At 38.3% G+C, this 20,234-nt stretch carries 19 protein-coding genes; 18 read left to right on the plus strand and 1 reads right to left on the minus strand.

Going from position 1 to position 20,234, the window contains the following annotated elements:
- The first annotated feature begins 147 nt into the window (after positions 1-147).
- From K6J66_RS05225 to miaB, 17 genes are all read left to right on the plus strand, one after another.
- A complete protein-coding gene (locus K6J66_RS05225; RefSeq protein ID WP_038439615.1) occupies positions 148-1,803 on the plus strand; it encodes a putative transporter in 1,656 nt (551 codons plus the stop codon).
- Between the two features lie 124 nt (positions 1,804-1,927).
- Positions 1,928-2,236: a ribosome silencing factor gene (gene rsfS, locus K6J66_RS05230; protein ID WP_005635481.1), complete on the plus strand. Its 309-nt coding sequence runs from the start codon at positions 1,928-1,930 to the stop codon at positions 2,234-2,236.
- Between the two features lie 53 nt (positions 2,237-2,289).
- Positions 2,290-2,757, plus strand: a complete 468-nt coding sequence (gene rlmH / locus K6J66_RS05235; RefSeq protein ID WP_032824218.1) for a 23S rRNA (pseudouridine(1915)-N(3))-methyltransferase RlmH — start codon at positions 2,290-2,292, stop codon at positions 2,755-2,757.
- Between the two features lie 21 nt (positions 2,758-2,778).
- On the plus strand, positions 2,779-4,734 hold the full coding sequence (gene mrdA / locus K6J66_RS05240) for a penicillin-binding protein 2 (protein WP_038439616.1): 1,956 nt from the start codon (positions 2,779-2,781) through the stop codon (positions 4,732-4,734).
- Positions 4,724-5,839, plus strand: a complete 1,116-nt coding sequence (gene rodA / locus K6J66_RS05245) for a rod shape-determining protein RodA (RefSeq protein WP_005649852.1) — start codon at positions 4,724-4,726, stop codon at positions 5,837-5,839. Before mrdA ends, rodA begins: the two co-directional genes overlap by 11 nt.
- A 52-nt stretch (positions 5,840-5,891) precedes the next feature.
- A complete protein-coding gene (locus tag K6J66_RS05250) occupies positions 5,892-6,755 on the plus strand; it encodes a septal ring lytic transglycosylase RlpA family protein (RefSeq protein ID WP_005691062.1) in 864 nt (287 codons plus the stop codon).
- 15 nt (positions 6,756-6,770) lie between these two features.
- Complete coding sequence (locus K6J66_RS05255) at positions 6,771-7,952, plus strand: D-alanyl-D-alanine carboxypeptidase family protein (RefSeq protein ID WP_005691063.1); 1,182 nt, start codon at positions 6,771-6,773, stop codon at positions 7,950-7,952.
- A gap of 55 nt (positions 7,953-8,007) precedes the next feature.
- Positions 8,008-8,286: a DUF493 family protein YbeD gene (gene ybeD, locus K6J66_RS05260; RefSeq protein ID WP_005649857.1), complete on the plus strand. Its 279-nt coding sequence runs from the start codon at positions 8,008-8,010 to the stop codon at positions 8,284-8,286.
- Between the two features lies 1 nt (position 8,287).
- A complete protein-coding gene (gene lipB / locus K6J66_RS05265) occupies positions 8,288-8,926 on the plus strand; it encodes a lipoyl(octanoyl) transferase LipB (RefSeq protein WP_005649858.1) in 639 nt (212 codons plus the stop codon).
- A 53-nt stretch (positions 8,927-8,979) separates the two neighbouring features.
- Complete coding sequence (gene lipA, locus K6J66_RS05270) at positions 8,980-9,942, plus strand: lipoyl synthase (RefSeq protein WP_011271785.1); 963 nt, start codon at positions 8,980-8,982, stop codon at positions 9,940-9,942.
- A gap of 250 nt (positions 9,943-10,192) precedes the next feature.
- On the plus strand, positions 10,193-11,200 hold the full coding sequence (gene citC / locus K6J66_RS05275; RefSeq protein WP_005668021.1) for a [citrate (pro-3S)-lyase] ligase: 1,008 nt from the start codon (positions 10,193-10,195) through the stop codon (positions 11,198-11,200).
- A 37-nt stretch (positions 11,201-11,237) separates the two neighbouring features.
- Positions 11,238-11,525 (plus strand): citrate lyase acyl carrier protein, encoded by a 288-nt coding sequence (citD, locus tag K6J66_RS05280; protein ID WP_005649866.1) that lies wholly within the window; start codon positions 11,238-11,240, stop codon positions 11,523-11,525.
- The gene (gene citE / locus K6J66_RS05285) at positions 11,522-12,397 is read left to right on the plus strand and encodes a citrate (pro-3S)-lyase subunit beta (RefSeq protein WP_005649868.1); all 876 of its coding nucleotides are present in this window, start codon (positions 11,522-11,524) and stop codon (positions 12,395-12,397) included. Before citD ends, citE begins: the two co-directional genes overlap by 4 nt.
- A gap of 14 nt (positions 12,398-12,411) precedes the next feature.
- Complete coding sequence (citF, locus tag K6J66_RS05290) at positions 12,412-13,914, plus strand: citrate lyase subunit alpha (protein ID WP_110442599.1); 1,503 nt, start codon at positions 12,412-12,414, stop codon at positions 13,912-13,914.
- A gap of 180 nt (positions 13,915-14,094) precedes the next feature.
- Positions 14,095-15,492, plus strand: coding sequence for a triphosphoribosyl-dephospho-CoA synthase CitG (citG, locus tag K6J66_RS05295; protein ID WP_080281363.1), 1,398 nt, complete (start codon positions 14,095-14,097; stop codon positions 15,490-15,492).
- A 1-nt stretch (position 15,493) separates the two neighbouring features.
- Complete coding sequence (locus tag K6J66_RS05300) at positions 15,494-16,933, plus strand: anion permease (RefSeq protein WP_005652640.1); 1,440 nt, start codon at positions 15,494-15,496, stop codon at positions 16,931-16,933.
- A 384-nt stretch (positions 16,934-17,317) separates the two neighbouring features.
- A complete protein-coding gene (gene miaB / locus K6J66_RS05305) occupies positions 17,318-18,742 on the plus strand; it encodes a tRNA (N6-isopentenyl adenosine(37)-C2)-methylthiotransferase MiaB (protein ID WP_005649877.1) in 1,425 nt (474 codons plus the stop codon).
- A 68-nt stretch (positions 18,743-18,810) separates the two neighbouring features.
- Here the strand turns inward: miaB and ung are convergent, their stop codons facing one another.
- Positions 18,811-19,470, minus strand: a complete 660-nt coding sequence (gene ung, locus K6J66_RS05310) for a uracil-DNA glycosylase (RefSeq protein WP_005691080.1) — start codon at positions 19,468-19,470, stop codon at positions 18,811-18,813.
- Positions 19,471-19,724: 254 nt separating this feature from the next.
- On the opposite strand from ung, the gene grcA reads away from it, so the two are divergent.
- Positions 19,725-20,108, plus strand: a complete 384-nt coding sequence (grcA, locus tag K6J66_RS05315; protein WP_005628746.1) for an autonomous glycyl radical cofactor GrcA — start codon at positions 19,725-19,727, stop codon at positions 20,106-20,108.
- The last annotated feature ends 126 nt before the right edge of the window (positions 20,109-20,234 follow it).

A 20,234-nucleotide genomic window follows, 5' to 3' on the forward strand; every position in this document is an offset into this window, starting at 1 on the left:
TCAAAAATTTTCGGTATTGTAGAGTCTATGCTCAATTTCGCAAGAAAAAATGTGACGAACGTATCATTTTTTGAGTTTGGTTAAGGTTTTCAAAAAACAACTTGGATATAATCCGAAGGAGTTAAATTTCATTTTTAAGGGGTCAATATGAGTGATATTGCGATCACGATTAGTCTTCTTGCCCTCGTCGCCGTAATCGGCTTATGGATCGGGCATTGGAAGATCCGCGGGGTTGGGCTTGGCATTGGTGGCGTGCTGTTTGGCGGCATTATTGTTGCCCATTTCACTAATCAATATGGCTTGCAACTGGATGCGCATACGCTGCATTTTGTGCAAGAATTTGGTTTGATTTTATTTGTTTATACTATTGGTATTCAGGTTGGACCTGGCTTTTTTTCTTCTTTACGAAAATCTGGTTTAAAGCTAAATGCCTTTGCCATTTTGATTATTGTGCTGGGGTCAATTGCCGTGGTTCTTGTACATAAAATTGCGGATGTTCCACTGGATATTGCCTTAGGTATTTATTCTGGTGCTGTTACTAATACGCCAGCGTTGGGGGCAGGGCAGCAAATTTTAGCAGAATTAGGGGTGCCTCAAACCACTGTGACTATGGGGGTGTCTTATGCAATGGCTTATCCATTCGGGATTTGCGGTATTTTGCTTGCAATGTGGTTAATCCGCTTGTTTTTTAACGTCAAAGTGGACGATGAAGCCGCTCGTTTTAATGCGGAGAGCAGCCAAGATAAAGAAAGTTTACATAATATTTCTTTAAAAGTGACGAACCAAAATCTAGATGGTCTGACATTGATTCAAATTCCTGGATTTAGTGATGAAGAAGTCGTATGTTCACGTTTAAAACGCGATGATATGGAAATTGTTCCAAAGGCAAGTACTGAGATTCGTACCAACGATATTTTACAATTAGTGGGTGATGATAATTCGCTTGCTAAAATGCGTTTAATTATCGGACACGAAGTTGATGCACCAACCGTTGCCTATAGTGGCGAAATTCGTTCCGAGCGTGTGGTGGTAACGAATGAAAAAGTATTAGGCAAAAAGATCCGTGCGTTAGGCATTCATCAAAAATATGGGGTTGTAATTTCACGTTTAAATCGTGCAGGGATTGAGTTAGTTCCAACGGGAAATACCACACTGCAATTTGGCGATGTGCTACATATGGTTGGACGCAGTGATGTACTAAATCAGGCCATTTCAGTTATTGGTAACGCACAACAGAAATTACTTCAAGTGCAAATGTTACCAGTGTTTATCGGTATTGGTTTAGGGGTACTCGTTGGTTCGATTCCATTCTATATTCCAGGTTTCCCTGTTGCGTTAAAATTAGGGCTTGCTGGCGGGCCATTGGTGGTTGCGTTGATTTTAGCGAGAATTGGCACGATTGGTAAACTTTACTGGTTTATGCCACCAAGTGCTAACTTGGCATTGCGCGAAATTGGGATTGTTCTTTTCTTGGCGGTTGTTGGTTTAAAATCAGGTGGAAGTTTCTTTGATACTTTAGTGAATGGTTCGGGACTTGAATGGATGGGATACGGTATTTTTATCACTTTTGTGCCGTTGATTATTGTTGGGACTATAGCACGCTTATATGGAAAACTTAATTACCTCACAATATGCGGTTTACTTGCAGGTTCAATGACGGATCCTCCCGCTTTAGCATTTGCGAATGAAATTAAAGAAGATAACGGTGCTGCAGCACTTTCTTATGCAACTGTGTATCCATTGGTGATGTTCTTGCGGATAATGTCGCCACAGTTATTGGCAGTGTTATTATGGGCAGCATAGTAAAAATAATTTCAATGTAGACATAAAAAGCGCGGTTAATTTCGCGCTTATTTTTTGCGTGGATTTTGCGCAAGAGGGTATTCAATGATAGAATTCCGCACCTTTATTGCTAAGTGAGAACAAAATGGCGTTAGTTGAATTTTTGATGGAAACCTTAGATGGGTTAAAGGGAACAGATATTGTACATTTTGATGTACGTGGAAAATCCTCGATTACGGATAATATGATTATTTGCACGGGGACGTCGAGTCGCCAAGTTTCTGCAATGGCAGATAATTTAATTACAGAATGTAAAAAAGCAGGTTTTGAAACCTTTGGCGAAGAAGGTAAAAATACTGCAGATTGGATTGTGGTGGATCTTGGTCAAGCTATCGTACATATCATGCAACGTGACGCCCGTGAAATGTATCAATTAGAGAAACTTTGGGCGTAAATTTTAGTAAAGTGCGGTAAAAAATAACCGCACTTTTTAGATAAGGATGACTTGTGAAAATCACGTTAATTGCCGTCGGAACAAAAATGCCTTCTTGGGTTACAACGGGTTTTGAGGAATATCAACGCCGTTTCCCAAAAGATATGCCTTTTGAACTAATTGAAATCCCAGCAGGCAAGCGTGGAAAAAATGCTGATATTAAACGTATTTTAGAACAAGAAGGTAAAGCGATGTTAGCGGTCTGTGGAAAAGGCAAAGTCGTGACGTTAGATATTCCTGGTAAACCTTGGACGACGCCGCAGCTAGCTGAGCAACTAGAAGCGTGGAAAAATGATGGTCGCGATGTTTGTTTATTGATTGGTGGGCCTGAGGGGCTTTCGCCAGAATGCAAAGCTGCCGCAGAGCAAAGCTGGTCGCTTTCTCCCTTGACATTACCTCACCCGCTTGTTCGTGTCGTGGTGGCTGAAAGTTTGTATCGTGCGTGGTCGCTAACCACTAATCATCCTTATCATCGAGAATAATATATCCTTATTTTTAGTCAGATGAATTTAAAAAAATTCTTCAATACACCAACGCACGAACCGTTCCGCGATAAAAAAGCGGAGCGTAACCTTTTTGCACGTCGAACGTTAGTGGCTTTTTTGGGGATTTTGCTCTTAACAGGCGTGTTATTCACCAATATTTATCGGCTACAGATTGTTAATTTCGATACTTACCAAACGCGTTCTAATGGTAACCGAATTAAATTATTACCTTTACCGCCAACGCGTGGCTTAATCTATGATCGTTACGGCAAATTATTAGCCGAAAATCTTACTTTTTTTGGTTTATACATTGTGCCAGAAAAAACTGAAAATTTAGACCGCACTTTAGATGAATTACGCTATATTGTGGGATTGACGGATAACGATATTGAAAATTTTAAAAAGGAACGTCGCCGCGGAACGCGTTATACACCGATTTTATTAAAGCCGAATTTAACAGAAGAACAAATTTCACGCTTTGCGGTAAATGGCTACCAATACCCGAGCTTAGAGGTACGTCCTTATTTCAAACGCCATTATTTATATGGCGAAACAATGGCGCATATTTTGGGCTATGTAGGTAAAATGAATGATAAAGATGTAGAACGTTTGAAACGAGAGGATAAATTCGCGAATTATGCGGGAACGAACGATATTGGAAAATTGGGTATTGAACGTTATTACGAGGATATTCTGCAAGGTACCACGGGTTTTGAAGAAGTAGAAATTAATAATCGCGGCAAAGTAATCCGCACTTTGCGTAGCCGACCTGCTGTGGCGGGAAAAAGTATTCATTTAACCATTGATTTGGCATTACAGCGTTATATTACTGAACTTTTATCGGGACTAAAAGGTGCTGTAGTTGTGCTTGATCCGAAAGATAGTAGTGTATTAGCGATGGTATCTACACCAAGTTATGATAATAATTTATTTGTTGATGGTATTTCCTCCGAAGATTATAAACGTTTATTAAATGATCTTGCTCGTCCACTTTATAGTCGTGCGACACAAGGTGCGTATCCGCCCGCTTCGACAGTCAAACCTTTTATTGCAGTAGCCGCTCAAACTGAAAATGTGATTACACCAAACACAACGATTTTTGATCCGGGATATTGGGTATTACCTAATTCCACAAAACGTTTTCGTGATTGGAAAAAAACAGGTCACGGGGATACGGATTTGAATAAAGCTATTACTGAATCCTCTGATACTTATTTTTATCAAGTGGCTTATAATATGGGTATTGATCGCCTTTCTAATTGGATGAAGGATTTTGGTTTTGGTATGCCAACGGGGATTGAAATTCAAGAAGAAACGGCTGCCAATATACCAACTCGAGAATGGAAACAAAAACGTTATAAACGCCCTTGGGTGCAAGGCGATACGATTTCGGTTGGGATTGGTCAAGGTTATTGGACGGCAACACCACTACAAGTAGCAAAAGCGACGACAATATTGGTCAATAATGGCAAAGTAAATACACCGCATTTGATGAAAGCAATTGAAGGTGAAGTATTAGAGCCTTATGAAGATCCGTTACTTTATCCTGATATTAACACACCTAAAGTGGCAGCTTGGGAGGCAGCGAAACGCGGTATGTACAATGTTGTTAATGCTGCAAATGGAACTGGGCGAAAAGCCTTTGCAGATGCAAATTATCGTGTTGCAGGGAAATCTGGCACTGCACAAGTGTTTAGTTTAAAGGAAAATGAAAAATATAATGCGGCAGGCTTAAAAAAAGAATTGCATGATCACGCTTGGTTTACCGCTTACGCCCCTTATGATAATCCTAAATTAGTTGTAACAGTGATTTTAGAAAATGCAGGTGGTGGTTCAAGTAATGCCGCACCGTTAGCACGTAAAGTGATGGATTACTATTTAAATCAGCGTTTACCACAAGTTGAAAAATATAATGAACCTATTCAGCAAAAAAAAGATTTGTCACAAGAGAGCGAACAAATAAATGGAAGATAAAATCCCTTTTTGGTTGCGTGTTTGGCAACGTTTGCATATTGATTTTTGGCTGTTTATCGGACTTCTTGCAATAACTGCTTATGGTATGCTGGTGTTATATAGTGCATCAGGTGCCAGTGAAACGATGTTTAATAGCCGAATTATTCAGGTCTTACTTGGATTTATTGTTATGCTGTTAATGGCTCAATTTCCACCAAGATTTTACCAACGCATCGCACCTTATCTTTATTTAATTGGTTTTGTGTTATTGATCTTGGTAGATGTTATTGGTACGACAAGTAAAGGTGCGCAGCGTTGGCTTGATCTTGGATTTATTCGTTTTCAACCCTCTGAAATTGTAAAACTTGCTGTGCCATTAATGGTGGCGGTGTATTTAGGTAATCGCCCGCTTCCACCTAAATTAAGTGAAACATTTATAGCGATTGCAATGATTCTACTGCCAACATTGCTTGTGGCGATTCAGCCTGATTTAGGCACATCAATTTTGGTCAGTGCGTCAGGTTTATTTGTCGTGTTTTTAGCAGGAATGAGCTGGTGGCTTATTTTAGCGGCAGTGATTGGCTTAGCTGGATTTATTCCGATCATGTGGTTATATCTAATGCACGATTATCAACGCACTCGCGTTCTCACATTATTGGACCCAGAAAAAGATCCTCTCGGTGCTGGCTATCATATTTTACAATCAAAGATTGCGATTGGTTCTGGTGGATTAAGCGGAAAAGGCTGGATGCAGGGGACTCAATCACAATTAGAATTTTTGCCCGAACCTCATACAGATTTTATTTTTGCGGTAATGGGTGAAGAGCACGGAATGATTGGTTTTTTGATTTTAATGGCGATTTACTTGTTTATTATTGTGCGAGGTTTAATGATTGCCGTAAATGCTCAAACTTCTTTTGGGCGTATTCTTGCTGGTGCAACAACATTAATTTTCTTTGTTTATGTATTTGTGAATATTGGAATGGTAAGCGGAATTTTGCCTGTTGTGGGTGTGCCATTACCTTTATTTAGTTATGGTGGTACCTCTTATGTTGCGATTATGGCAAGTTTTGGTTTACTGATGTCTATTCATACGCATAAAAGTCAATTTATGAAAAGGAGCTAATTTCATTTTTTTCTTTCTTAAAGAAAGAATAAATGAAAAGCGTTAATATTTTATGAAATTAAAAACTGGGTTAAATTTGACCGCACTTTTGCTATTTATGATAAGTGTAGCTTTTCCTGTGCAGGCTGATACGCAAAAAATGTATGGTATTCGAGGGGATAATCTTTCTATCGCAACTCAAATGCCTGCACCAAGGACTTATTCAGTAAAAGGGCAAACTTATACCACTAAAAGTGGGAATGAAGCCAAATCTTATATTAAAGAAGGTTTAGCAAGTTATTATCATCTTAAATTTGATGGGCGCAAAACAGCAAGTGGCGATGTTTATAACTCAAAACAATTTACTGCAGCACATAAAACATTGCCAATAAATTCTTATGCTTTAGTGACAAATTTACATAACAATCGTAAAGTTATCGTACGTATTAATGATCGTGGGCCTTTTAGTGATAAACGTTTAATTGATCTTTCACACGCTGCGGCAAAAGAAATTGGCTTAATTTCCCGCGGCATAGGGCAGGTAAGAATTGAGGCCTTGCACGTTGCTAAAAATGGGAATTTATCAGGCGCAGCCACAAAAACACTGGCTAAACAAGCAAAAACTCAGGAAGCTGCCGATCGTTTAGTATTAAAATCTAACACGCTTTTTGATAACGCATCTAAGTCAATAAATGCTCTAAAAGGAACCGAATTTTACTGTTTGAAAATGCTTGAATTAACCTCTCGTAGCCAAGCAAATAAATTAATTACGCAACTTGCGTTAGCGAATATTCAAACTGAAGTAAATCGCTCAGGAAATAAATATGAAATTTATATTGGGCCTTTTGATGACAAAACAAAAATGGCACAAGTGAGAACTAAATTACAAAAAATGGCAAATAATAAGCCATTAATTGTTTATACGTATAAAAATTAATTGTAGGAACACACTATGTTGAAAAGAACAACAAAAATCGCATTTTTATCAAGTTTTGCGGCACTTAGTGCTTTTTCGGTATCTGCAGAGGATATGCAGTTTGGCGTAACTCCACCACAAATTACGGCTCAAACGTATGTATTGATGGATTATAATTCAGGTGCAATTTTGACCGCACTTAATCCAGATCAACGTCAATATCCAGCATCACTGACTAAAATGATGACAAGTTATGTAGTTGGTGTCGCATTAAAACAAGGCAAAATCCATAATACCGATATGGTTACCATTGGTGAAAGTGCGTGGGGGCGTAATTTCCCTGATTCATCAAAAATGTTTTTAGATTTAAATACACAAGTATCTGTAGCAGACTTAAATCGAGGTGTGATTGTTGTTTCTGGTAATGATGCGACTGTTGCATTAGCTGAACATATTTCTGGCAATGTACCGAACTTTGTAGAAACAATGAATAAATATGTTCAACAATTTGGTTTGAAAAATACAAATTTCACCACGCCCCATGGTTTAGACGATCCAAATCAATATTCTTCCGCGCGTGATATGGCAATTATTGGTGCACATATTATTCGTGATTTACCTGAAGAATATAAAATTTACTCCGAAAAAGACTTTACATTTAATAAAATCAAACAACCTAACCGTAATGGACTATTATGGGATAAAACCATCAATGTTGATGGAATGAAGACAGGGCATACTAGCCAAGCAGGATATAACTTAGTCGCTTCAGCGACTACATCAAACAATATGCGTTTAATTTCTGTAGTAATGGGTGTGCCAACTTACAAAGGTCGTGAAGTAGAAAGTAAGAAACTTTTACAATGGGGTTTTGCTAATTTCGAAACATTTAAAACTTTAGAGGCTGGTAAAGAAATTTCAGAACAAAGGGTTTATTATGGCGATAAAAATTCAGTAAAACTTGGTGCTTTCATGGATCACTTTATTACGATACCTAAAGGTAAACAAAGTGAGGTTAAAGCTCGTTATGAATTAGCAGATAAAAATTTACAAGCACCATTAGCAAAAGGTCAAGTGATTGGTAAAGTGGTTTATCAACTGGATGGTAAGGATATTGCAAGTGCCAATTTACAAGTGATGAATGATGTGGGAGAAGCGGGTATTTTTGGTAAACTATGGGATTGGTTAGTATTGACTGTGAAAGGGTTATTCTCATAAAAACAAGTTGAAAATTGACCGCACTTTTTGATTTATTTTATTTTTAGGAAAGAAAATGACAATAGAAAACGATTATGCAAAACTCAAGGAATTAATGGAATTTCCAGCAAAAATGACTTTTAAAGTTGCGGGAATTAATAGAGAAGGGTTAGCACAAGATCTTATACAAGTGGTGCAAAAATATATTAAAGGCGATTATATTCCAAAAGAAAAGCGCAGTAGTAAAGGCACTTATAATTCAGTTTCAATTGATATTATTGCTGAAAACTTTGATCAGGTAGAAACACTCTATAAAGAACTGGCTAAAGTTGAAGGCGTGAAAATGGTTATTTAGTATGAACAATTCCCTTATCGTTCGTCAGTTAGGATTGCAAGATTATCAAGAAATTTGGCACAAAATGCAGGATTTTACTGATACTCGAAATGCTGAAACGCAAGACGAAATTTGGTTAGTACAACATTATCCTGTTTTTACACAAGGGCAAGCAGGTAAACCAGAGCATCTTTTACAACGTAGTGAAATCCCTGTGGTGCAATCGGATCGTGGTGGGCAAATTACCTATCACGCACCTGGTCAGCAAGTGATGTATGTGCTTATTGACATTAAACGCCATAAAAACTTAAATGTGCGTCAATTAGTTACCGCACTTGAACAAACGGTGGTGAAAACTTTGGCTGAATATGGCATTGAAAGCTATCCAAAGCCTGATGCGCCAGGTGTTTATGTGGATGGAAAAAAGATTTGTTCTCTTGGATTACGTATTCGTCGTGGTTGCTCTTTTCACGGGTTAGCATTAAATATTAATATGGATCTTAATCCTTTCCATTATATTAATCCTTGTGGTTATGCAGGGCTTGAAATGTGTCAGTTAGCGGATTTTGTTAATCAAGATGAAGCTGATTGCGATAATGTTTCAGCAAAATTAATTAAACACTTCGCCGATCTTTTAGGCTATAATATAACAACTTTATAACATTTTATAAAAACTAAATGCCCAATTTGGGCATTTTTATTTAGGAAAATACTATGTCTACGCCTTTCAAAATGGAACGCGGTGTAAAATATCGCGATGCGGCAAAAACCTCAATTATTCCCGTAAAAAATATCGATCCTAATCAAGAGTTATTAAAAAAACCAGAATGGATGAAAATTAAACTTCCAGCAAGTTCAGCTAAAATTGAAAGCATTAAAAATGGAATGCGCCGTCACGGATTACATTCTGTTTGTGAGGAAGCATCTTGTCCAAATTTACACGAATGTTTTAATCATGGCACAGCCACTTTTATGATTTTAGGTGCAATTTGCACGCGCCGTTGCCCATTCTGTGATGTGGCTCACGGTAAACCATTACCGCCTGATCCTGAAGAGCCACAAAAATTGGCAGAAACGATTCAAGATATGAAACTTAAATATGTGGTAATCACATCGGTGGATCGTGATGACTTACCTGATCGTGGTGCGGGTCATTTTTCTGAATGTGTAAAAGCTGTGCGCGAGCTTAATCCTAACATTAAGATTGAAATTTTAGTGCCTGATTTTCGTGGTCGTATTACACAGGCTTTAGAGAAATTAAAAGATAATCCGCCAGATGTCTTTAACCATAATTTAGAAAACGTACCGCGCTTATATAAAGAAATTCGTCCAGGTGCGGATTACGAATGGTCACTTAAATTATTGCGTGAATTCAAAGAAATATTCCCAAATATCCCAACCAAATCTGGTTTAATGGTTGGGTTAGGCGAAACCAACGAGGAAATTTTGCAAGTGATGCAAGATTTACGTGATAACGGTGTGACTATGCTCACGTTGGGTCAATATCTTCAACCTAGCCGCCATCATTTGCCTGTTGCCCGTTATGTGCCGCCAACTGAATTTGATGAATTCCGTGATAAAGCCAATGAAATGGGCTTTGAACATGCGGCTTGTGGGCCATTTGTTCGCTCTTCTTATCACGCTGATTTACAAGCCAGTGGCGGATTAGTGAAATAATTTAAAACTGCGCTGAATTAAACCGCACTTTTTGCTTGCAACAAAAGTGCGGTTTATTTTTACAACTCAGAATAACCGCCAATATTGCCTATAAATTATTCAATGTATAATGCAGTGTGAAGATAATATTAGATTATAAAGTTGGGAAAAATATGAGCTTATCTTGTATCGTAATTTGCTCATCGCTTATAATAGCTCTATACTACTAACTTGGTAGTGATGTTATGTTTTCTTCTTTTTTGGAGAGTCGATGCAATTTGAGCGAATTTCTACTGAACAAAAAAAACTTTCCCTCATTCAGACATTTTTACATCAAAATGCGCTTAAATTAGATGAACAAATCGAGTATTTTGTTGTTGGCTATAATGATAACGAACAAATCGTTGTCTGTGGCGGTTTAGCAGGCAATATCATAAAATGTGTTGCGATTGATGAGTCTTTGCGTGGTAGCGGTGTTGCCTTGCAATTAATTACTGAATTGGTTGATTTAGCTTACACGCTAAAACGCCCACACCTTTTTATTTATACAAAACCCGAATATGCAACGTTGTTCAAATCTTGTGGTTTTTATATCATCTCTGATGCCAATCCTTATGTAGTATTGTTAGAAAATAGTGCTACGCGTTTACAAAAACAATGCTCATTATGGGAGAAAATGCGTGTGGATGGTAATCGAATTGGCTCGATTGTAATGAACGCGAATCCATTTACCTTAGGTCATCGTTATTTAATTGAGCAAGCATTACAACAATGTGATCATCTGCATTTATTTATTGTCGGTGAAGACGCATCGCAATTTTCTTACACTGAACGATTTGAAATGATTCAACAAGGTATTTTCGATTTATCCAATATCACTCTTCATTCTGGCTCTGACTATATTATTTCTCGTGCAACATTTCCAAATTATTTCCTAAAAGATCAATTAATTACAGATGAAAGTTATTTTGAGATTGATCTGAAGTTATTCCGTTTACATATTGCTCAAGCTTTGGGAATAACACATCGCTTTGTTGGTACTGAGCTAAATTGTCCCGTCACTGCCGAATATAATCGCCAAATGCATTATTGGTTAATGGATGCCGAAATGAATGCACCAAAAATAAATGTTATCGAGATACCTAGAAAAACAGCAAGCAACCACATTATTTCTGCTTCTACAGTACGAAAGCATTTGGCTGAAAAAAATTGGGCTCAACTCGCAGAGTTTGTGCCTATGACTACGTTAAATTATTTACAAAAGTGCGGTCGTTTTTAAATACATTTTTATTCATCAATATACGGAAGGAAAATCTATGAAAATAACAAAAGTAGCCGTTGCAGGGACACTGGAATCCAGTGATGTTCAAGTACGGGTTCAACCTTTTGATTCACTCGATATTGAAATCAATAGCTCAGTAGCAAAACAATTTGGTGAACAAATTGAAGCGACAGTTCGTGAAGTATTAGCAAAACTAGGCATTACAGCAGCGCAAGTCATTGTAGAAGACAAAGGGGCGTTAGATTGCGTGTTACAAGCTCGAGTAAAAGCTGCTGCAATGCGTGCAACTGATGAAACGATTAACTGGGAGGCTGTGCTATGAAATTAAGAAGAAGTATGTTATTTGTGCCGGGCTCAAATGCCGCCATGTTAAGTAATAGCTTTATTTATAAACCAGATTCCATTATGTTTGACTTAGAAGATGCGGTTGCTCTCAAAGAAAAAGATTCTGCTCGTTTATTAGTCGCTCATGCACTTCAACATCCGCTTTATAAAGAAATTGAGACCGTAGTTCGTGTTAATCCGCTAGATTCTGAATTTGGTTTATTGGATTTGAATTCGGTAGTGCGTGCGGGTGTGGATGTGGTACGTATGCCAAAAACTGAAAGCGCGCAAGATGTGTTGGATATGGATCACGCCATTACTGAGATTGAGAAAGCTTGCGGTCGAGAAGCAGGTTCGACTAAAATGCTAGCCGCCATCGAATCGCCATTAGGTATCACTCAAGCCAACCAAATCGCTTTCGCTTCTAAACGTTTAATTGGTATCGCATTGGGTGCAGAGGATTACGTACGTAACTTAAAAACCGAGCGTTCACCAGAGGGGATTGAACTGCTTTTTGCTCGTTGTTCTATTTTACAAGCGGCACGTGCGGCTGGCATTCAGGCTTTTGATACCGTATATTCTAACGCGAACAATGAAGAAGGCTTCTTAAAAGAGGCTGCATTAATTAAACAGCTTGGTTTTGACGGTAAATCCTTAATCAACCCACGCCAAATTGAATTGTTACACAACTTATTTGCACCGACACAAAAAGACGTGGAGCAGGCAAAACGCATTATTGAAGCGGCAGCAGAAGCTGAACGACAAGGGGCTGGTGTTGTTTCGTTAAACGGTAAAATGATTGACGCACCGATTATTGATCGCGCAAAACTTGTATTAGAACGTGCGAAATCAGGTATTCGTGAAGAGTAAAGGGAGATAAAAAGATGACAACAAGAGAACAACGTATTGAAAAATATCACGCTGATCGCTCAGTCTATCAAGCAGTGCCTAAATCTGAATCCCTTTCTCGTACAGCGAAAGATCGCAAACTTTGTACCTCTCTAGAAGAAGCGATTAAACGCTCTGGCTTAAAAGATGGTATGACTGTTTCATTTCATCATGCTTTTCGGGGCGGAGATTTTGTGGTGAATATGGTGATGAATAAAATTGCCGAAATGGGTTTCAAAAATCTGACCCTTGCATCTTCATCTTTAATTGATAGCCACTTCCCGATTGTCGAACATATCAAAAATGGCGTGGTCACCAAAATCTATTCTTCTGGTTTACGCGGTGAACTTGCAGAGCAAATCTCTCGAGGTTTATTGAATGAACCTGTAAATATTCATTCTCATGGTGGACGTGTTCACTTAGTAAAATCTGGCGAATTAAAAATTGACGTTGCTTTTTTAGGCGTGCCTTGCTGTGACACATTCGGTAATGCCAATGGATTTACTGGAAAAAGTAAATGCGGCTCTCTAGGCTATGCGCGTGTCGATGCTGAATATGCTGACAAAGTTGTGTTGCTCACAGAGGAATTTGTTGAATACCCGCACCACCCAATCAGCATAGCTCAAGATCAAGTAGATTTAATCGTGCAAGTTGAAGCAGTCGGTGACCCGAAAAAAATTGGTGGTGGTGCAACCCGAATGACTACCAATCCACGCGAATTGCTCATTGCGCGTAAATGTGCAGAAGTAATTTTTGCCAGTGGTTATTTTAAAGATGGCTTCTCATTACAAACTGGTTCTGGGGGGGCAGCATTAGCTGTTACACGCTTCCTAGAAGAAAAAATGCGTCGTGAAAATATCACTGCAGATTTCGCACTTGGCGGAATTACTGCAAGTATGGTGGCATTACATGAGGCTGGTCTTATTAAAAAATTATTAGATGTACAAAGCTTTGATTCTGTTGCAGCTGAATCACTTGCCCGTAACCCAAATCATATTGAAGTCTCCGCTAACCAATATGCGAATTACAGTTCCAAAGGCGCATCTGTTGAACGTTTAGATATGGTGATTCTTTCTGCTTTAGAAATCGACACTAAATTTAACGTGAATGTATTGACTGGCTCTGACGGTGTGATTCGCGGAGCATCTGGTGGTCATTGTGATACCGCAGCTTCTGCACAAGTAGCAATCATTGTGGCACCATTAGTTCGTGGTCGTATTCCAACCGTGGTGGAAAACGTGATTACCTGTGTAACACCTGGTGAAAACGTCGATATTCTCGTTACCGATCATGGTGTAGCAGTAAATCCTAAACGTCCAGATTTGATTGAAGCTTTAAGCAAAACAGACATTCCATTGTTTACTATTGAACAACTTTGTGAACGTGCTTACAGCATTACTGGTAAACCAAAAGAAATTAAGTTTACTAATAAACCTGTGGCTGTTGTTCGTTATCGTGATGGTTCGGTGATTGATACGGTGTATCAAGTTAAAGACTAGAATCAGCATTACAAGCGATCTACTTTCAATAGCCAAAATTAACTCTTGTCTTCCCATGATTATCAGGAAAGGAGCCCAAAGAGTTGAAAGGGACTCGATTAGCTCTTTCAGCTTTCACCAGCACCATATAAATGGAAAGAGTTAAGAAAATTTATTTTTATACAAAAGAGCGGTCAAATTTTGCAGCATTTTTTTACGACATTCTCTACAGAGGGTTCAAAAATTTCACTTGAAGCATTGCTTAATGCTCGAGAGGAACGTGCAATTTTACAACAACAGCTTATAACACAATATGGACAAACCTTACTTTGCATCACTTTAACTGCTGTGGGTGGCGTAAAAAAAAATGCTTTGTTGGATTATGTTTTTACAAAAGCTCTAGAAAATCTGACCGCACTTTTTACTCAGTTAAACATCACAGCAGTAAAAGAAATAGTCCGTCCGTTAGAAACGGGGCATGAAGCCTATTTTGTAGTACCGATAGATGCTCGTACGCTAAAAGTGCTGATGATTGAATTGGAAGAAAGTATTCCTCTTGCTCGTTTGTGGGATTTAGATGTGTTTAATGCTAAAGGCAATCTACTGAGTCGTACAGATTTTGATCTTTCTCCAAGAACTTGTTTAGTGTGCGGAGAAAATGCAAAAATCTGTGCGAGAACCCGCAAGCACGAGATTGATGAGATTGTAGATAAAATTCAATCTCTCGCACAGAAGCATGATTTCGCAGAACATATTGGTGAACAAGTTTATCTGGCATTAATACAAGAGGCTCGCTTATCGCCAAAACCTGGTTTAGTGGATGCCATCAATAACGGTTCGCACAAAGATATGAACCTACATACTTTTGAGCAAAGTGCGATTAGTTTAAAACCTTTTTTTACGCAGTTTGTTCTCAAAGGCATGATGACCGGGCATTTGTCTGAAAATCAAATTCTCTCTGAAATTCGTCCTTTAGGTTTATTAGCAGAAAAAGCAATGTTTAAAGTTACTGATGGCGTAAACACCCACAAAGGTGCTATTTTTTCTTTTGGTTTAGTGTGTACGGCAATTGGACGATTATTGGCACAAAAAAGTTTGGTTCAAAGTGCGGTAGATTTTGATGTTAAATTAATCTGTTCACTTGTTGCACAATTTACTCAAGGTTTAACGGATGAACTGAAAAATTATCCTGAACACTTGCCTAGTACGGCTGGAGTGCGTTTATTCCAAAAATATGGCTTAACAGGTGTCCGTGGCGAAGCAGAAAATGGTTTTAATCTCATTCAAACGTTGTTGCCACAATTTGATGAGTACCATCAGTTAGAATGGGAACATCGTTTACTGATTTTGTTATTGAATTTAATGGCAATTAACTCCGACACTAACGTGGTTCATCGAGGTGGTTTAGCGGGATTACATTTCATACAGCAAACAGCACAGGATCTGCTTACAGATCAACACCTTGTGACAGATAAAACAGCACTGACACAAGCATTAATGAAATTTGATACCGCCTGCATTGAACGTAATTTAAGTTCGGGCGGTAGTGCTGATTTATTAGCACTAACAATTTTCTTTTTATCATTTAGAGGTAATTAATATGGCATTATCCAAAAATACAAAACTGGTGATTTTAATGGCTATCCCATTGATCACTTTCTTACTACCTGCTCCTGATGGGCTTTCTTTGATTGCTTGGCGATTACTTGGTGTTTATATCGCCACTATCGTTGGGCTTGTGCTTAAACCTTATGGCGAGCCCGTTATCTTATTGGCTGCAATTGCGGTTTCTGGCGTTATCATCGGTAATACTGAAGGGGCGAAAGAATTGGTTAAAGTCGGCAATATGTTGGATGGTTATAAATCTGGCACAACATGGCTTATTTTTACCGCATTCACTTTGAGTTCAGCATTTGTAATCACAGGTCTAGGTAAACGTATCGCCTATCATATGATCGGCGCAATGGGTAGCACAACCCTACGCTTAGGCTATGTTACCATGTTCTTAGATCTTTTACTCTCGCCAGCAACGCCCTCTAACACCGCGCGTTCAGGTGGGATTATCTTTCCAATCATTAATAGCGTAGTGGTTGCTCTTGGTTCAGATCCAGAAAAAAGCCCGAAAAAAGCAGGGCGTTATTTGATGATGAACGTATATATGGTGGTTAAAACTACCTCTTATATTTTCTTAACCGCAATGGCTCCTAATGCCTTAGCTCTTTCATTAATGGCACCAATTCTTGGTTTTGAAACCACTTGGATCAAATGGTTCTTAGCTGCATCTGTACCCGGCTTACTCTGCTTATTCTTAATTCCGTTAATTTGTTATTGGGTATCTCCACCAGAATTGAAAAAAGTGGATAATAAAGCCATTGCGAAAAAAGGCTTAGAAGAATTAGGTCCAATGTCTTTTCGTGAAAAAGCACTCAGCGTGTTATTCGTAATTGCATTATTCGGCTGGATTTTCTCTAATTCACTTCATATCAATGCTACCATTGTTGCAATCATTGTAATGGTGCTTTGTATTGTATTAAGTATTGTGACCTGGGACGATATCCTAAAAAGCAAAGGCGCATGGAATACCCTAGTATGGTATGGTGGTATCATCGGTATGTCTGGCTTGCTTGAAAAATCTGGCTTTTTCAAATGGTTAGCAAACACCTTAAGTACCATACTTCAGTTTGAGGGACATGGTATGATGGCGTTAATAGTGATTCTTACCTTAAGTGTCTCTGTACGTTATTTATTCGCATCAGGCGGTGCATATGTAGCTGCAATGGTACCCGTATTTGCAACAGTCGGACATGTAACAGGCGCTCCTACTGAATTGCTTGCTCTAGGCTTAGTCTTTGCTAATTCTTATGGTGGTTCAGTAACTCACTACGGAGGCGGACCAGGTCCAATTGCATTCGGTGCAGGTTATAATGATATAAAATCTTGGTGGATTACTGGCGCGATCATTGCTTTTGGTAGTTTAATTATCCATCTAACTATCGGTATGGCATGGTGGAAATTATTAATGAGTTTAGGCTGGTTATAAGCTAATCTTTTTTAAATTTAACTGCTATTTTGACGGTGTAGTAGACAAAGTAGTTGATTATAAATATATGCTTGCGCTTTCACTAAAAAGTGAGCTCTATTTAATCCTTTTGGTTTACCTTGAATATACACATCGTTGTAATCGCGATAAGCTAGTATTTCCTTTAATTTTATGAACTAATATTTACCTCATACTGCATTATATCTTGAGTATATTTATGAATATCTTATTTTTTTAATGATTTACAAGCCTTTCTAGCTTATCAAAATATTCTGTTTAGTGTCTTTCACCGAATATTCACTAGCCAGAATTAGCGCAAGCCTGTAGAATAGTCCATTGCTTTATTTAACTAATTATTTATAACACCTAACGATATTGTAGAAAATGACTCAAAAATTACATATTAAAACTTGGGGCTGCCAGATGAATGAATATGATTCATCTAAAATGGCTGATCTTTTATTAAGCACCCACGGATTAGAACTCACGGAAGCACCTGAAGAAGCAGACGTATTATTATTAAATACCTGTTCTATTCGTGAAAAAGCACAAGAAAAAGTGTTCCACCAACTTGGGCGTTGGAAAGAATTAAAGAAAAATAATCCAAATTTAGTGATTGGTGTGGGCGGCTGTGTAGCCTCTCAAGAAGGGGAACATATTCGCCATCGTGCGCCTTATGTGGATATTATTTTTGGCCCGCAAACTTTGCATCGCTTGCCTGAAATGATTAATCAAATTCGTGGCGGTAAAAGCTCTGTGGTTGATGTGAGCTTTCCTGAAATTGAGAAATTTGACCGCTTACCTGAACCTCGTGCAGAAGGCCCAACGGCATTTGTTTCCATTATGGAAGGCTGTAATAAATACTGTACTTTTTGTGTTGTGCCTTATACTCGTGGAGAAGAAGTCAGCCGTCCTGTGGATGACGTGCTATTTGAAATTGCGCAACTTGCGGAACAAGGTGTGCGTGAGGTCAATCTACTAGGTCAAAATGTAAATGCTTATCGTGGACCAACGCATGATGGTCAAATTTGTAGCTTTGCTGAGTTGCTTCGTCTCGTGGCTTCTATCGATGGTATTGACCGTTTACGTTTCACAACCAGTCATCCAATAGAATTTACCGATGATATTATTGATGTATATCGTGATACGCCTGAATTGGTGAGTTTCCTACATCTTCCAGTGCAAGCAGGTTCTGACCGTGTATTAACTATGATGAAACGTGCTCATACCGCATTAGAATATAAATCCATTATTCGTAAACTTCGTGCAGTGCGCCCAGATATTCAAATCAGCTCAGACTTTATTGTTGGTTTCCCAGGTGAAACGGCGGAAGATTTTGAGCAAACTATGAATTTGATTGCACAAGTAAACTTTGATATGAGCTTCAGTTTTGTTTATTCCGCCCGACCAGGTACGCCAGCAGCAGATATGCCAGATGATGTGACGGAAGATGAAAAGAAACAGCGTCTTTATGTGCTACAAGAGCGTATTAATCAACAAGCGGCACAATTTAGCCGTCGTATGCTTGGCACAGAGCAGCGCGTGTTAGTTGAAGGTCCATCGAAGAAAGATATTATGGAATTGACGGGACGCACTGAAACAAATCGTATTGTTAATTTCCAAGGTTCTCCAGAAATGATCGGTAAGTTTGTGGATGTGAAAATCACTGATGTTTATACTAATTCGTTACGTGGCGAAGTGGTGCGTACTGAAGATGAAATGGGATTACGTATTGCGCAATCTCCACAAGAAGTGATGAATCGCACACGTAAAGAAGATGAATTAGGTGTAGGGCGTTACCACGGCTAATTGAAATACTGAAATATTTAACCGCACTTTGAGAGATTAAAGTGCGGTTATTTTTTTAGAGATATGGTTTAGATTTGCCAATCTATCGGTTTTATTCCGTGGCTTTCCAAATATGAATTTGTTTTGGAAAAATGATGACAACCAAAGAAACCTCGATGTGCTGATAACGGGGAAGGGTGTGGCGCCGTTAAAACAAAGTGACGAGTGCGGTCAATAATTTGCCCTTTTTTTTGTGCGTGACTGCCCCAAAGTAAAAACACCAGTTTTTCACGATGTTCATTGAGTACTTCAATAACTTTATCTGTAAACCTTTCCCAACCTAAATTGGCGTGTGAATGTGCCATACCTCGTTCCACGGTAAGCACAGTGTTAAGTAGCAATACCCCTTGTTCTGCCCATTTGACTAAATAACCATTTGATGGCATTTGAAATCCCGAAATATCTTGTGTGAGTTCTTTATATATATTTAATAGGGAAGGGGGAATGGCTACTTCAGGTTTTACTGAAAAAGCCAAGCCGTGCGCTTGGTTTGCACCGTGATAAGGATCTTGACCTAAAATTACCACTTTTACATCTTCAAAAGCGGTATATTTGAATGCGTTAAATACATCTTCTTGTGGGGGATAAATCGTTTTCCCGCTTGCTCTTGCAAGATGAACCTGTTGTAGTGCGTGTTGAAAGTAAGGTTGCGCTTTTTCTGTTCCGATAACGTCTGTCCAGTTTTTCATTATTTTATCCTATTAATAAGTTTTTATTCATTATAAACAAAAACATTCATTCAATAAAAAGTTAAATTAATGTTAAATTATTGATATAAATTTTATTTAAAAATTAATAAATTTTAATTTAGATCAAATTTATAAAAATTAATTAAAAAAATAACCTGCTCTTTATCAAATAAATCTAAAATAATTTGAAATATTAAAATGATTTGATAAAATTTGTACAGTATTATTATTTTCGTGCCAATTAGGAGGCTATTATGATTAAAGGTATTCAAATTACTCAAGCGGCAAATGACAATTTGCTTAATTCATTCTGGTTATTAGACAGCGAAAAAAATGAAGCACGTTGCTTATGTGCAAAAGGCGAATTTGCTGAAGACCAAGTTGTTGCAGTGAGCGAATTAGGTCAAATCGAATACCGTGAATTACCAGTAAACGTAGCACCAACTGTTAAAGTTGAAGGTGGCCAACACTTAAACGTAAACGTATTACGTCGTGAAACTTTAGAAGATGCGGTAAACAATCCAGATAAATATCCACAATTAACTATCCGTGTTTCTGGTTACGCAGTACGTTTCAACTCTTTAACGCCAGAACAACAACGCGACGTTATTACTCGTACTTTCACTGAAAGCCTATAATTTCAGTTTGAATGAAAAAAAGAAACCCCGAAGTCATTCGGGGTTTTGTTTTATCTAAAAGGTTAAAAAATTTGACCGCACTTTTCCTTTTCATCTCTAGCGATTTCCGCGCTTTTCAGGTAGAAT

It is taken from the genome of Haemophilus influenzae, assembly GCF_019703545.1.
Lineage (GTDB): Bacteria > Pseudomonadota > Gammaproteobacteria > Enterobacterales > Pasteurellaceae > Haemophilus > Haemophilus influenzae_E.